Origin of the sequence: Devosia sp. A16 (genome assembly GCF_001402915.1) — a bacterium.
Taxonomy (GTDB): domain Bacteria; phylum Pseudomonadota; class Alphaproteobacteria; order Rhizobiales; family Devosiaceae; genus Devosia_A.
Genome location: NZ_CP012945.1, coordinates 4,522,192 through 4,536,402, shown reverse-complemented (window position 1 = coordinate 4,536,402; position 14,211 = coordinate 4,522,192). Strand labels below are relative to the sequence as shown.

General features: G+C 66.2%; 13 protein-coding genes. 9 read left to right on the top strand and 4 right to left on the bottom strand.

All coding sequences use genetic code 11. The annotated features are described in order from the left end of the window. Nucleotides 1-37 precede the first annotated feature (37 nt). Nucleotides 38-1,315 (bottom strand): N-acetylmuramoyl-L-alanine amidase, encoded by a 1,278-nt coding sequence (locus tag APS40_RS21790; protein WP_055049041.1) that lies wholly within the window; start codon nt 1,313-1,315, stop codon nt 38-40. 610 nt (nt 1,316-1,925) lie between these two features. Here APS40_RS21790 and APS40_RS21785 point away from each other — a divergent pair. The 3 genes from APS40_RS21785 to APS40_RS21775 all read left to right on the top strand — a co-directional run bounded on the left by APS40_RS21785 (nt 1,926) and on the right by APS40_RS21775 (nt 5,879). Further along, a complete protein-coding gene (locus APS40_RS21785; protein ID WP_055049040.1) occupies nt 1,926-4,637 on the top strand; it encodes an Rne/Rng family ribonuclease in 2,712 nt (903 codons plus the stop codon). Between the two features lie 99 nt (nt 4,638-4,736). After that, complete coding sequence (locus tag APS40_RS21780; RefSeq protein WP_055049039.1) at nt 4,737-5,426, top strand: helix-turn-helix transcriptional regulator; 690 nt, start codon at nt 4,737-4,739, stop codon at nt 5,424-5,426. Between the two features lie 78 nt (nt 5,427-5,504). Then, nucleotides 5,505-5,879 (top strand): VOC family protein, encoded by a 375-nt coding sequence (locus APS40_RS21775; protein WP_055049038.1) that lies wholly within the window; start codon nt 5,505-5,507, stop codon nt 5,877-5,879. 179 nt (nt 5,880-6,058) lie between these two features. On the opposite strand, the gene APS40_RS21770 is transcribed toward APS40_RS21775, so the two are convergent. Beyond that, the gene (locus tag APS40_RS21770) at nt 6,059-6,574 is read right to left on the bottom strand and encodes a GNAT family N-acetyltransferase (RefSeq protein WP_055049037.1); all 516 of its coding nucleotides are present in this window, start codon (nt 6,572-6,574) and stop codon (nt 6,059-6,061) included. Continuing rightward, a complete protein-coding gene (locus tag APS40_RS21765) occupies nt 6,571-7,725 on the bottom strand; it encodes a pyridoxal phosphate-dependent aminotransferase (RefSeq protein WP_236884154.1) in 1,155 nt (384 codons plus the stop codon). The genes APS40_RS21770 and APS40_RS21765 overlap by 4 nt, the downstream gene beginning before the upstream one ends. Nucleotides 7,726-7,855: 130 nt before the next feature. Here APS40_RS21765 and APS40_RS21760 point away from each other — a divergent pair, with 130 nt between their 5' ends. The 4 genes from APS40_RS21760 (at nt 7,856) to accC (ending at nt 11,387) form a co-directional block, all read left to right on the top strand. Next, nucleotides 7,856-8,779 (top strand): DsbA family protein, encoded by a 924-nt coding sequence (locus tag APS40_RS21760; protein WP_055049036.1) that lies wholly within the window; start codon nt 7,856-7,858, stop codon nt 8,777-8,779. Nucleotides 8,780-9,097: 318 nt separating this feature from the next. Further along, entirely contained in the window at nt 9,098-9,532 is a 435-nt protein-coding gene (gene aroQ, locus APS40_RS21755; protein ID WP_055049035.1) for a type II 3-dehydroquinate dehydratase, read from the top strand. Between the two features lie 10 nt (nt 9,533-9,542). After that, nucleotides 9,543-10,037, top strand: coding sequence for an acetyl-CoA carboxylase biotin carboxyl carrier protein (accB, locus tag APS40_RS21750; RefSeq protein ID WP_055049034.1), 495 nt, complete (start codon nt 9,543-9,545; stop codon nt 10,035-10,037). A 6-nt stretch (nt 10,038-10,043) separates the two neighbouring features. After that, complete coding sequence (gene accC / locus APS40_RS21745; RefSeq protein ID WP_055049033.1) at nt 10,044-11,387, top strand: acetyl-CoA carboxylase biotin carboxylase subunit; 1,344 nt, start codon at nt 10,044-10,046, stop codon at nt 11,385-11,387. Nucleotides 11,388-11,772: 385 nt separating this feature from the next. Here the strand turns inward: accC and APS40_RS21740 are convergent, their stop codons facing one another. After that, the gene (locus tag APS40_RS21740; RefSeq protein ID WP_055049032.1) at nt 11,773-12,726 is read right to left on the bottom strand and encodes an alpha/beta hydrolase; all 954 of its coding nucleotides are present in this window, start codon (nt 12,724-12,726) and stop codon (nt 11,773-11,775) included. A 98-nt stretch (nt 12,727-12,824) separates the two neighbouring features. Between APS40_RS21740 and aat the strand changes: the two genes are divergently transcribed. Together aat and APS40_RS21730 are read left to right on the top strand one after the other, a co-directional pair. Then, nucleotides 12,825-13,454, top strand: a complete 630-nt coding sequence (gene aat / locus APS40_RS21735) for a leucyl/phenylalanyl-tRNA--protein transferase (protein WP_055049031.1) — start codon at nt 12,825-12,827, stop codon at nt 13,452-13,454. Further along, nucleotides 13,442-14,185 carry an APH(3') family aminoglycoside O-phosphotransferase gene (locus APS40_RS21730; RefSeq protein ID WP_055049030.1) on the top strand — a complete coding sequence of 248 codons (744 nt, stop codon included), beginning with the start codon at nt 13,442-13,444 and terminating at the stop codon, nt 14,183-14,185. The genes aat and APS40_RS21730 overlap by 13 nt, the downstream gene beginning before the upstream one ends. Nucleotides 14,186-14,211 lie beyond the last annotated feature (26 nt).

Below are 14,211 nucleotides of genomic sequence, written 5' to 3'. Positions count from 1 at the left end.
CCTTCAAGAACTTGCGATGTGCTGCGTGGTGAAAACGTCACTGCGTCGCGGCTACAGCCTTCTGCGTGCTGTCGAAGTAATCCGCAATCCCTCGCGCCAGTGCATCCACGACTCGGTCCCGCCAGTCCGACTGCTGCAGGTTGGCGATATCGGCGGCGTTGGACAGAAACCCGAGCTCGACCAGCACCGAGGGAACATCGGGCGCCTGCAGCACGAAGAAGTCGGCCTGGCGGACCGGGAAGCGACGCAGCGCGACGCTCGGCTCGAGCTGATGGACGATGGCCTCGGCGGCGAGGAAGCTCGACTTCCGCATCTCGCGGCGCATCAGGTCGACCAGGATATCCATGACGGCGGGTGTCGCCTGCGGCACGGCGAAGCCGGCGACGATGTCGTAGCGGTTCTCGCCGTCCGCCAGCACCTTGTCGAGCACGTCGGTGGCGTTTTCGTCGCGGGTGTAGACGCTGGCGCCACGGATTTCGGGCTGCTGGAAGCTGTCGGCATGCAGCGAGATGAAGATGTCGGCCTTGTTCTGCCGAGCGAGATCGACACGCTGGTTGAGCGACAGATAGGTGTCGTCCTCACGCGTCAGCGCCACGTCGAAACGGCCGGAGTCGATCAGCACCTTCTGCAACTGCAACGCAAAGGCGAGGGTGATGTCCTTCTCATGCACTCCGTTGGGCGCGCTCGCACCATTGTCGACGCCCCCATGACCGGGATCGAGCACTACCAGCGGCCGGGTCGCGGTGATCGGCGCGTGGGTGCCTGGATTGGTCGAGGCCGTTACCGGCGCCGTGCCCTTGTTCGCGATCGACGCCGCAAGGTCCGCCGCAACCTTGGTCGCGAACTCCTCGGGGGTTGCCGTGATGATGTCGACCACGAGGCGCGCCGGCTGGTCGGCAACCGCGTCGAGCACATAGGCCTGCTGCACCTGCGCCGGCTGGGCCAGCGTCAGCATGGTGCGCGCCCTGCCCTTTTCGGCCATCTCCACGGTGTAGCTGCTGACGATGCCTTTGCCGGCCACGTCGGCGGGCGCCAGGATCTTCAGCTCGAACGCCTTGACGTCGATGGCGATGCGATTGGGGTTGTCGAGCGAAACGATGGCGAACTCGGTCGGCCCGGAGAGATCGATGATCAGCCGGGCCCGCTGCGGCGTCGAGGTGACGCGCGCATCGATGACGTCGGGGTAATCCTCGATCGATTCGAGCTGTGCAAAGGCGGGGTGGGTGACGAACAGGCTGGCCACGAGGACCAGCAAAATCGCCGCAAACCCAGCGGATCCGCCGGATTTGCCGCCGAAGCCGGCAGATTTCAACAAGACAGCATCGCTCCCCTAAAGGTGGTGCAGCACGCCAGAGCAGTCGGGCGATTCTGCGGCGTTACGCACCGCGCGTCGACAATGCAATAATGTGATCGGCTCGAGGATGGCGCGTACCCGTGGGTTTTGAGTTTCCTGTTGCCAATTTGCGGCAACAACCCTAAAGCGATCTTGAGGCGGCCTGCTGCCGCCACCATATGCCTGTGCGGCGCAATCGGCGCCCTGGCGCGGCTGGTTGGCAGCGGCGGATTGGAATTCACTCAGGTGATCCGGTCTGAAGTGCGGCACATTTGGCGCCTCGCGATAGAATCTCGGTCCCTCGGGATCGAAGGACAGGCGGCTCGATTTTCGCTGGCCTGTTCTCAAGGAAGAGGTCTGATGGCCATCGGGCAGACAAAGAGTGACGCGATCCCGAATAGCGGTTGCGCTTTTGTCATCGAAGTCCCGGCTGCCGTCGCTCTCCAGTCTCGCGGCGGCGCGCGCGCCGCTGCTTTTGCCGGCGCCTCTCGCGCCATCCTCCTAAAACCTTTCGCCTCGCATGGCGCGACATCAGGAGGACCGGTTCGCCGGTCGATCGGTGTCGGCGCGCGACGGCGCGGAGACTTCGTCTATGGCTACAAAGCGCATGCTGGTGGATGCCATCCACCCGGAAGAAACACGGATCGTCGTCACTAACGGGAACCGGCTCGAAGAGTTCGATTTCGAATCCGCCCAGCGGCGGCAGCTCAGGGGTAACATCTACCTCGCCAAGGTGACGCGCGTGGAGCCCTCGCTCCAGGCCGCCTTCATCGAGTATGGCGGCAACCGCCACGGCTTCCTCGCGTTCTCGGAAATCCACCCCGACTATTACCAGATCCCCATCGCCGACCGCGAAGCGCTGCTGCGCGACGAGGCGCATGACGACGACGAGCACGAACACGAGCATGCAGCGGCCCGGGCCGCCGCGCCCGCCGAAGTATCGGCCGACCACGACGACGCCGAGGGCGACGAAGAGCACAGCCATATCGAGCAGGCGCCGACCAGCAACGAGCCGGTAGAAAGCGTCGGTGGCTCGGATGCGCTCGAGGACGTGCAGGAACGCCGCCGTCCGTCGCAGCGCCGCCACCAGTACAAGATTCAGGAAGTGATCAAGCGCCGGCAGGTGATGCTGGTGCAGGTGGTCAAGGAAGAGCGCGGCAACAAGGGCGCGGCTCTCACCACCTATCTGTCGCTGGCCGGCCGCTATTCGGTGCTGATGCCCAATACGGCGCGTGGCGGCGGCATCTCGCGCAAGATCACCAATGCCGCAGACCGCAAGCGTCTCAAGGACATCGTGGGGGATCTTGAAGTGCCGCAGGGTCAGGGGATCATCCTCAGGACCGCCGGCGCCAGCCGCACCAAGGCCGAGGTCAAGCGCGACTTCGAGTATCTGCAGCGGCTGTGGGAGAACGTGCGTTCGCTGACGCTCAAGTCGCAGGCTCCCTGCCTCGTCTACGAGGAAGGCTCGCTGATCAAGCGGACCATCCGCGACCTCTACAACAAGGATATCGACGAGCTGTTCGTGGCGGGCGACGACGCCTACCGCGAGGCCAAAGACTTCATGCGCATGATCATGCCGAGCCACGCCAAGAACGTGCAGCTCTACAAGGACGATGCGCCGCTGTTCTCCAAGTTCAACGTCGAGGGCCAGCTCGACCAGATGTTCTCGCCGCAGGTGACCCTGCCGTCGGGCGGCTATCTGGTGATCAACCCGACCGAGGCGCTGGTCTCGATCGACGTGAACTCCGGTCGCGCCACCAAGGAACACAATATCGAAGACACGGCGCTGCAGACCAACCTCGAGGCGGCCGAGGAAGTCTCGCGCCAGCTGCGCTTGCGCGATCTGGCCGGTCTGATCGTCATCGACTTCATCGATATGGTGGAGAACCGCTCGAACCGGGCGGTGGAGCGCAAGCTCAAGGAATGCCTGAAGAACGATCGCGCCCGTATCCAGGTCGGCCGCATCAGCCATTTCGGCCTGCTCGAAATGAGCCGCCAGCGCATCCGCTTCGGCGTGGTCGAGAGCTCGACGCACAAGTGCCCGACCTGCCAGGGCACCGGCCTCGTCCGCTCGGTGGAGAGCCTGGCGCTGATGGTGATGCGCAACGTGGAAGACCACGTGCTGCGCAAGCCGGGCCAGTCGATCAATGTGCGCGTGCCGACCGACGTGGCGCTCTACATTCTCAACACCAAGCGCGGCACGCTGAATACGCTGGAAGCCAAATACGGCCTGTCGATCACGATCGTCGCCGATGACCATGTCGGGCCCTCGCATTTCGCCATCGAGCGCGGCGAAACCCGCGTGCTCGATCGGGGCGAGACGGCCGGCACGCATGTGCGCGTCGACACCACCACGATCATCGATGCGGAAGCCGAAGCGGCCGATCTGGCTGTCGAGGATGAGGACGACGAGGAAGAGGAAAACACCGGTGGCGGCGAGCGCCAGGCGCGCTCCGACGAGGGTGGCGAGCGCTCCGGTCGTCGCCGTCGTCGCCGCCGTCGCGGTGGCGGCGATCGCGAGGACCGTCCGCAGGGCGGCCCGCAGCAGCCCCGCCAGCCGGCCGAGGCCGCGTCGGACGAAGAGTCCGAGGACGGTGAAGGCGACGAAGCGCCGCGCCAGGCCAATGAGGGCGCGGTCGGTGAAGATGGCGAACCGCGCCGTCGCCGCCGTCGTGGTCGCCGTGGCGGCCGTCGCAACCGTCGCGATGGCGAAGGCGGCGAGCAGCGCGATGGCGTGACGAGCGAGCCGGTTTCGGAAGAGGCCGTGGCTGCAGCCGACGCCCCTGCGATCGCAGTGGTAGCGGAAGCCCCGGCGGTCGAGACGCCTGCTCCGGTGGTTGCCGAGGACGTTCCGGCCGAAAAGCCGAAGCGCGGCCGCCGCAAGAAGGCCGAGCCGGTTGCCGATGAGGCCGCTCCGGTGGTGGCGGAGGACGTTGCCCCCGCCGCGGCTGAGAAACCTGCCCGCCGCAGAGCGACGAAAGCCGCTGCAGTGACCGCCGAGCCGGCTGCCGAGCCGGAAGCTCAGGCCGAGGAGGCTCCGAAGGCCAAGAAGCCGCGGGCGCGCAAGCCCAAGGTTGCCGCTCCCGAGGCCGCAGCTGCGGAGGTTGCGCCGGCGGAAGTGGTTGCGGAGACGGCTCCTGAGCCTGAGCCGGAAGCCGCGCCCCGTCGCGCCAGGAAGGTGATTCCGGAAGGCGAGATCGTCGTTAGTTCGGCTGCTCCGGCCGCCACCGACGACAAGCCCGCCGAAGAGACCAAGCCCAAGAAGGCCGGCTGGTGGCAGCGCCGCCTGGGCCTCGGCGGCTGAACTCGGACGCACAGAATGAAGCAGGAGGGCGGGAGACGATCCCGCCCTTCGGCTTTTGGGAGCTCTTGCGGGGCACCGAAATCCGCTAGGCTGCCGTACATGTCCCGCACCGAACGTCTGCTCGACCTGATCCAGCTGCTGCGTCGCCATCGCGCGCCGGTGACGGGTCCTGCCCTTGCCGCCGAACTCGGCATTTCGATCCGCACGCTCTATCGCGATATCGCGACCCTGCAGGCGCAGGGCGCCGATATCCAGGGCGAGCCGGGCCTGGGCTACATCCTGCGCCCCGGCTTCACGTTGCCGCCGCTGATGTTCTCGGCCGACGAGATCGAGGCGCTGGTGCTCGGGTCGCGCTGGGTGGCACGCCGGGCCGAGGACCCGCGGCTCGGCGATGCGGCGGCTAACGCGCTGAGCAAGATCACCGCCGTGCTGCCCGACGAACTGCGCGACAGCGTCGACGGCTCGAACCTCCTGGTTGGCGGCGGCGAGGTGATCCCGGCGCAGGTCGACCTCTCGGCCATCCGCCTCGCCATCCGGGAGCAGAGGAAGCTGGTGCTCGCTTATCGCAATGCCGGCGGCACCGCTACCGAGCGGACGATCTGGCCCTTCGCCATCGGCTTCTTCGATCGAGTCCGGGTGGTGATCGGCTGGTGCGAGCTCAGGACCGACTACCGGCACTTCCGGCTAGACCGGATCGACAGGATGGAAATGCTGGCAGAGCGCTACCCCCGCCGGCGGGCCGCCATGCTGAAGGAATGGCGCGAGCGCGAGGGGATTCCGGTGCGCTGACTGTTGGCCGGTCGGCCACTGCCGGAAATTGTCAGTCCGGGCCGCTATCCCCGTCTCCATCAACAACGGAGACGCCCCATGCGCACCCTCAACTACCTGCTCCTCGCCGTTCGCGACCCGCTCAGGAGCGCTGAACTCTACACCAGGCTGCTCGGCCGCGACCCAGTCGAGATAGCCCCCACCTTCGTGCTCTACGTTCTGCCGACGGGCCTCAAGATCGGCCTATGGCTCAGCGACGAGATGGAGCCGAAACCCAAGCCGGCTGGCGGCGTCGAGATCTCGTTCACCGAGGACAGCAAGGACGCGGTTCGTGCCACCTTCGCGGAGTGGAGGAGGCTCGGGCTGAAAGTGCTGCAGGCGCCGACCGAGATGGATTTCGGCTTCACCTGCGTGCTCGAGGACTATGACGGCCACCGGCTGCGGCCGTTCGTGCTTGGCGACAATCCGCGGTAAAGACGGGCTCGCCGGCGCCGTGGGTGCGGCTCAAGCGTCCCCTCTCCCTTTGGGGGAGAGGGTCAGGGTGAGGGGGCCTTGCCGCAGGCAGCGAGCTCGAAGCAAGGCCCCTCACCCGGCGCTTCGCGCCGACCTCTCCCCCAAGGGAGAGGTGAGCAGTGCCACGATCCCAGAGTGAGCTAGCCGCGCGTCCCCGGCGGCAGGTGCCGATACACCACATCCTCAGGATCCTGGCGCGGGGCGTTGTCGTCCCGCACCGCCCCCAATCGCTCCGCCACGGCGATCGAGCGGATGTTCGCCGGATCGAAATAGCTGACGAGGCTCGAAAGCCCGAGCTCGGCGAAGGCCCAGTCGCGCAGCGCCGCCGCGGCCTCGGTCACATACCCCCGCCCTTCGAAGCCATCGTAAAGCAGCCAGCCCAGCTCTTTCTCGGGGAACAGCGGCCCGTGGTTGATGCCGACCTGGCCAACGCACGCGCCGGTCGTCGCGATGTCGATCATCAGCCCGCCATGGCCGTAGAGCGTCCAGCACGCGATATCATGGCAGAACAGCCCCCAGGCCCGCACCTCGTCGAACGGCCCGCCCATGTAGGTCGAGCGCGGCGACACCATCAGGTTGCGATAGGCCGGGAAATCCGCCTCGACCATCGGCCGCAGCACCAGCCGCGCAGTCCGCAGCGCCGGGATGCTGGTCATCGCCGCCTCAGGAAATCGCCGATCCGGTTCAGGCCTTCATCGATGGTCGCCCGCGTCCCGGCGTAGGAGAAACGCACGAAGCGGTTGCCGTTGAGCCGGTCGAAGTCGATGCCGGGCGTCGCCGCCACGCCGACCTGGTCGAGCATCTCGATGCAGAAGCTCAGCGAGTCGTTGGTGAAGCGGGAGAAATCGACATAGGCATAGAACGCGCCATCGCCTTCGCTGGCTGCCGCAAGGCCGAACTGCGCCAGGCCCTCGGCGAGGATGTGCCGGTTCACGGCATACTGTGCCTTCTGCTCCTCGGAATAGTCGCGCTCGCCCAGCGCCACCCGGCCGGCGATCTGGCTGAGGGTCGGGGCGGCGATGAACAGGTTCTGCTGCAGGATGTTGGTGCGGCGATTATGGCGCTCGGGCAGCACCATCCAGCCGATGCGCCAGCCGGTCATGCAGTAGTATTTCGAGAAGCTGTTGATGATGATGGCGTCGTCGGTGAACTCGAGCGCCGAGACCGATGGTCCGCGGTAGTCGAGCCCATGGTAGATCTCGTCGGAAATGAAGGTGACGCCCAGCCGCGCGCAGACCTCGACGATCTCCTTGAGCGCCTCGCGCGTCACCGCCGCGCCGGTCGGGTTGGCAGGTGAGGCGAACAGCAGACCGTCGAACTTTTCGCGCGCGTAGGCCGCCTCGACGTCGGCGGCGCTGAGCCGCCAGCCGGCCGCCGCCGTCACCGGGATCTCGACCGCCCGCATGCCGAGGCCATCGAGCGTATTGAGATAGGCGGGATAGCCAGGTCGCGTCACCGCGATCCTGGTGCCCGGCCCGAAGGCACCGAGGAAGGCGAGGATGAAGGCGGAGGACGAGCCCATGGTGACCACGATGCTCTCGGGATCGACCGTCGCGCGGTGCTGCTCGCGGTAGTAGTCGACCAGGGCGCGGCGCAGTTCGATCTGCCCGGCCGAATGCGTGTAGTGCTGCGGCGACGCCAGGGCGGCCGCAACCGCCTCGCGCACCCGCGGCGCCGGCGGAGCGCCGGGTTCGCCCGACTCCATGTGCATGACCTGGCGGCCGCTCGCTTCGACGAGCTTCGACCGCGCGGTGATTTCCATCACGTAGAATGGCCTGAGGCCGGTGAGCTTTTCGTCCGTCTGCATGGGGCCTTGGCTACGGGAATTGCGGCGCCGCCTCAACAACAATTGAAGCGGCCGCGTACAGTCGCCGGCCGCCGCCATGGCATATTTACTCCCGTCTGCTACATAGGGCCGACACAGCTCCGGAGTTCGCATGTCTCGCCTCACCGCCATTCTCGTTCTTGCCGTCGGCGTGCTGGCGGGCGGGCTGGGCGCCACGCTGCTGACGGGGCCCAAGCTCGACGAAGCCGGCGCCAGGGCCATCGCCGAGGACGTGGTGGCGAAGGCAAAGCCCGAGCCGGGGCTCACCGCATCGGCGGTGGAGACGATCGTCACCGATCTGATCGCCAAGCAGCCCAGGCAGGACGTGCCGCAATCGGTAGCGGCCCTCGATCAGTCGACGCTCGATCCGATGATCGAAAAGTACCTGCTCGGCAACCCGCGGATCCTGCAGAAGGTTTCCGCCGCGCTCGATGCGGAACTGACGGCAGAGCGCACTGCGGCAACCCGCACCGCTATGGTCGAACTGAAACCGGCGATCTTCGAGTCCGAGAACGGCATCGTGCTCGGCAATCCCAATGGCGACGTCACGCTGGTCGAGATGTTCGACTATAATTGCGGCTACTGCCGGCAGGCCCTGCCCGATCTCGCGGCGCTGCTCGACAGCGACAAGAACCTCAAGGTGATCCTCAAGGAATTCCCGATCCTGTCGCAGGGTTCGGTCGATGCGGCACGCATCGCGGCGCAGGTCGCCGATGCCGATGTCGACTACTGGGCCTTCCACCAGGCGCTGTTCACCAGCCGCGGCCAGGTCGACAAGGCGGTGGCGCTGAAGGCGGCCGCAGACCTTGGGCTCAACCCCATCGCGCTCGAGATGGGTATGAAGACCCCCAAGGTCGACAAGGTGATCGAAGAAAGCTATCGCATCGCCGACCGGCTGAAGATCACCGGCACCCCGACCTTCATCATCGGCGACGAGATCATCCCCGGCGCCATCGGGCTCGACGCGCTGCAGCAGCGCATCGCCAACATGCGGGCCTGCGGCGCGACGGCGTGCACGACGGAGCAGCCGGGCTAGTCTGCACGAAGCATGCTGGCGTGGCCTTCTCCCCTTGTGGCCAGCGGACGAGGGCGAAGCCTTCGCCGCGAGGTGGCCGAAGGCCGGATGAGGGGGCCGCGCAACGAAGTGTAGCGCCACCTGAGCATAGCGAAGGGCGATTGAGTACGCGGAGAGATACCCCTCATCCGCCCTTCGGGCACCTTCTCCCACAAGGGGAGAAGGCGATGACCGTGAGATCGGCGCTCCTACCCCGACCGCCGCAAATCCGCCCTTTTTCGTGCATTACTCCGCGCCACGCTTGCGCCCGCTGGGGGGCCGGTGCAAAAGGCACGAACCATGGCTCACCGCGTCCTCGTTCTCAACGGCCCGAACCTCAACATGCTCGGGACCCGCGAGCCCCAGACCTACGGCACGCAGACGCTTGCCGACATCGAGAAGATGGCGATTGCCGAAGGCAAGACGCTTGGCCTCGAGGTCACCTGCAAGCAATCCAACATCGAAGGCGAACTGGTCACCTGGATCCAAGAGGCGTTGGGCAGTTTCGACGCCATCGTCATCAATCCGGGCGCCTACTCGCACACCTCGATCGCCATCCATGACGCTTTCCGCGCCGTGGGGTTGCCGGTGATCGAAGTCCACTTGTCCAACATCTACACCCGTGAGGCGTTCCGCCATCACTCCTATGTTTCGCCGGTGGCGATGGGGGTGATTTGCGGTCTGGGCGCTACCGGATATAGGCTGGCCCTCCACGCACTGGCCGAAAAACTCTAAGAGGCAGAACATGACCAAGGCGTCGTCCCCGAATGCCGATCAGGAACTGATCGAGGCCATCGCCAAGCTGCTCAACGAGCAGAACCTTGCCGAAATCGAGATCGAGCGCGAGGACCTGCGTGTCCGCGTCACTCGCTCCTATGCCAGCCAGGCAGTGCAGCAGGTTGCCGTGCCGGCTTACGCTCCGGCTCCCGCGGCCGCACCTGCCCCGGTCGCTCCGGCCGGCGTCGCCGCCGGTCTCGCCCCGAACCATGACGACGTGAGCTCGAATCCCGGCACCCTCACCTCCCCGATGGTCGGCACGGCCTACCTCGCGCCCGAACCGGGCAAGCCCGCCTTCGCCAGTGTCGGCGCCAAGGTCTCGGAAGGCCAGACGGTGCTGATCATCGAAGCGATGAAGACCATGAACCAGATCCCGGCGCATCGCTCGGGCACCGTCACCCGCATCCTCGTCGAAGACGCTTCGCCGGTCGAATACGGCCAGCCGCTGGTCGTGATCGAGTAAGCCGGCATGTTCCAGAAGGTCCTCATCGCCAATCGCGGCGAGATCGCGCTCCGCATCCTCAGGGCCTGCAAGGAGCTCGGCATCCAGACCGTCGCCGTCCATTCGACCGCCGATTCCAACGCCATGCATGTGCGGCTGGCCGACGAAAGCGTCTGCATCGGGCCGCCGCCGGCCAAGGACAGCTACCTCAACATTCCCTCGATCCTCGCCGCCTGCGAGATCACCGGGGCCGACGCGGTGCACCCGGGCTATGGCTTCCTCAGCGAGAATGCGCGCTTTGCCCGCATCCTGACCGAACACAAGATCACCTTTATCGGGCCGTCCGAGCATCACATCTCGATCATGGGCGACAAGATCACCGCCAAGCAGACGGCCGTGGAGCTCGGCATCCCCGTGGTGCCCGGCTCGAAGGGCGAGGTCGCGACCGAAGCCGACGCCAAGAAGACTGCCGCCGAGATCGGCTACCCGGTGCTGATCAAGGCGACAGCCGGCGGCGGCGGGCGCGGCATGAAGGTGGCGCATACCGAGCTCGACCTGCTGACCGCCTGGTCGACGGCCCGCTCCGAAGCCAAGGCCGCCTTCGGCAACGATTCCGTCTACATGGAAAAATACCTCGGCAAGCCGCGGCACATCGAAGTGCAGGTGATGGGCGACGGCCAGGGCAACGCCGTGCACCTGGGCACCCGCGACTGCTCGCTGCAGCGCCGTCACCAGAAGGTCTGGGAAGAGGCCTCGGCCCCCACCGTGCCGGCCGACCAGCGCGACAAGATCGGCGAGATCTGCGCCGCCGCCATGCGCAAGCTCAAATACTCGGGCGCCGGCACCATCGAGTTCCTGTACGAAAACGGCGAGTTCTATTTCATCGAGATGAACACCCGCCTGCAGGTGGAGCATCCGGTCACCGAGCGCATCACGGGCGTCGACCTGGTCTATGAGCAGATCCGCGTCGCCTCGGGCGAAAAGCTGAGCCTTGAGCAGGAGAAGATCACCTTCACCGGCCACGCCATCGAAGTGCGCATCAACGCCGAGGACCCGCAGACCTTCACCCCGTCGCCGGGCAAGATCAGCTTCTACCACCCCGCCGGCGGCGTCGGCGTGCGCGTCGATTCCGCGGTTTATGCCGGCTATTCGATCCCGCCCTACTATGACAGCCTGATCGGCAAGCTGATCGTCTATGGCCGTACCCGCGAGGAGTGCCTGCAGCGCCTGCGCCGCGCGGTGGACGAGTTCGTCGTCGATGGGATCAAGACCACCTTGCCCCTGTTCCAGCGTCTGATCAAGGAACCGGACATCATCGCCGGCAACTACGACATCCACTGGCTGGAAAAGTACCTCGGGATGAAGCACTGAGGCCGAAGCGGCCACGGCTCTGTAGACCGCGTCAGCCCACACACTCGATGTCATCCCCGCGAAAGCGGGGATCTTCGTTTCTGGGCTCGGTGCTGGACCAAAACAGAGGTTCCCGCTTTCGCGGGAATGACCCGGTGCGAGGACGCGACAGTCAGATGTAGCGACAGGGGCAAGGCACCCCGGCATGCGCCGCCCGACTCGTTAACGAAATCTGAACGGCCGCTCCAGCGCCGGTTCAGCCTGCAGCTGTCATGACGCTCCAACCCAAGGAGATCGTGCCATGCCGCACCTGATCGATTACCTCGACGCCTTCGTCCTGATGTTGCCCGTCGTCCTCGCCGCCATCAGCCTGCCGCTGCTGGTGCGCCTGGTGCTCCGCTGAGCCTCAGCGGCCGAGGCTGTCGAGGAAGCCGCCCATTTCGGCCCGATAACGCCCCGGGTTCTCCTTGAACGACAGCAGGTGGTTGGCTGCTGTCTGCAGGTAAGTCGTGGGCGCCGTGCGCGCCGCGACCAGCCGCTCGCTGATGGTGACCGGCACCAGGCCGTCGGTCGTCCCATGCGCGAGAAACAGCGGGCCCGGGAACTTCGCTACCGCATCGAGGCTCACCGCCTTGCTGAGCTCGGCCCGACGATAGGTATCGAAGATGAAGATGCCGGCAGTGGCCAGCGTGCGCGCCAGCGGGATCATGCGCGCGCCGATCTTGTCGGCCACCACCTCGGTGAAATCGAGCGCCGGCGCATCGAGCGCCAGCGCCACCACCTTGTCGGCCTCGCCCGAGTGCATCAGGAACTGGCCGACGATGCCGCCGCCCATCGACTCACCGACGAGAATGACGCTGGGTGCTCCGCGGGCCAGCATCCAGCTCACCGCCGCGTCGAGGTCACGCCACTCGTTTACACCGAAGCTGTAGAGGGCGTTCTGGGGCGATGGGGCGCCCTTGTCGTTACGATAGGTGATCAGCAGCGTCGGGATCCCGGCAGCGTTGAGGATCGATAGCTGACGATAGCCGTTCTCGCGGATGCCGCCGATGCCGTGGACGTAGACCGCCCACGGTCCCGTCATCTTGGCGGCGGGGACGAACCAGGCCTCGGCCTCGCCCAGTTCGGTGGCGTAGCGCACGGTCTCGAACGGCAGCCCGAGCGCCGCCCGCGGATCGCCGCGATAGCCCAGCTCATATGGATCGGTCGGTGGATCTGGATTGTTGGCGCCGCTCCAGTCGACACCCCCTGGGGTCAGCAGGTGGTTCATCAGCATCGAGGTGCCGACACCGCCCACGGCGATGAACAGCACCGCGACGATGACGATCCCCACGATGATGCGCCGCACCCACTTGTTCATCGACTTCCTCGGCCGGGCGGCACAATCGCGTCCGGGCGCTGCGGTGGCAAGCCTGCTTTGGCGTTGTTTCGCAATCGCGGCGAGCCCATATTCAGCCCATGAGCAAGAAGCCGGATCCGTTCGCCATCGACCTGACGCCCGAACTGATCGTCCGGGCCTATCAGGCCGGCATCTTCCCGATGGCGGAGGACGCGGAGTCGCCGGATCTGTTCTGGGTCAGCCCGCAGAAGCGCGGCATCATCCCGCTCGACCGATTTCACATTTCGCGCAGCCTCAGGAAAACCCTGCGCACCCACCCCTATCAGGTGAAGGTGGATACCGACTTCCCTGCCGTCATCGAAGGATGTGCGACCGCCGGGGTCGACCGCGAGTCGACCTGGATCAACCCCGAGATCCGCCGCCTCTACGGCGCGTTGTTCGAGCGCGGCATCGTCCATACGGTCGAGGTGTGGGACGGGCCGGCGCTGGTCGGCGGGCTCTATGGGGTGTCGCTGGGCGCGGCATTCTTCGGCGAATCGATGTTCCACCGCAAGACCGACTGCTCGAAGATCGCCATGGCGCACCTGCTCGAGCGGCTGGTGGCTGGCGGCTATCACCTGCTCGACACGCAGTTCGTCACCGACCACCTGCGCACCTTCGGCGGCATCGAGATCCCGCGCGAGGACTATGAGGCCCGCCTCGCCGAGGCGTTGCGGCACCGGGGCGATTACTTCGCATGCGACCACTAGACCTGCCGCCCGGCTGGGCCCGCGGCCACGAGCTCGTGCCGCAGATCATCGGTGAATCCGGCGCGTGGGTATACCGCGCCGGGGAGGCGCACTTCATCAAATCCGAGCCGATCTCCCCCTTGGCGGAGCTGCCGGGCGAGATCGAACGGTTGCGCTGGCTGCACGGCACGGGCCTCGCCTGCCCCGAGGTGATCCACACGGCCGAGCATGACGGCCGACACTGGCTGCTGATGACTGCCCTGCCCGGTCACGACCTGGCGTCGACGAGCCTGCTCAATGCCGAGACTGCGGCCCGGCTGATGGCCGAAGCGTTGCGGCAGCTGCACGCACTCGACCCGGCGAGTTGCCCGTTCGATCATCGCGTCGGCATCCGCATCAGGGATGCTTCGGCACGCTATCACGCCGGGCTCTATGACGGCGACGATCCGAGCCAGGGGCCGGCGGACTATGCCCGGCTGATCACCGACGCGCCGGTGACGGAAGACCTCGTCGTCACCCACGGCGACGCGTGCTTTCCCAACTTCATGGCAGAGGATGGCCGGTTCACCGGCTTCATCGACTGCGGGCGGCTTGGCGTCGCCGACCGCTACCAGGACCTGGCGCTCGCCTGCCGCAGCCTCGAGTACAACTATGGCGCGGCAGCGGTCCCGTCGTTCCTGGCGGCCTATGGCGTGGACGCGCCGGACGAGGCGAAGCTCGACTGGTACATGTTGCTGGATGAGTTTTTCTGAGCTGGCAAACGGTTGAGCACAATCGG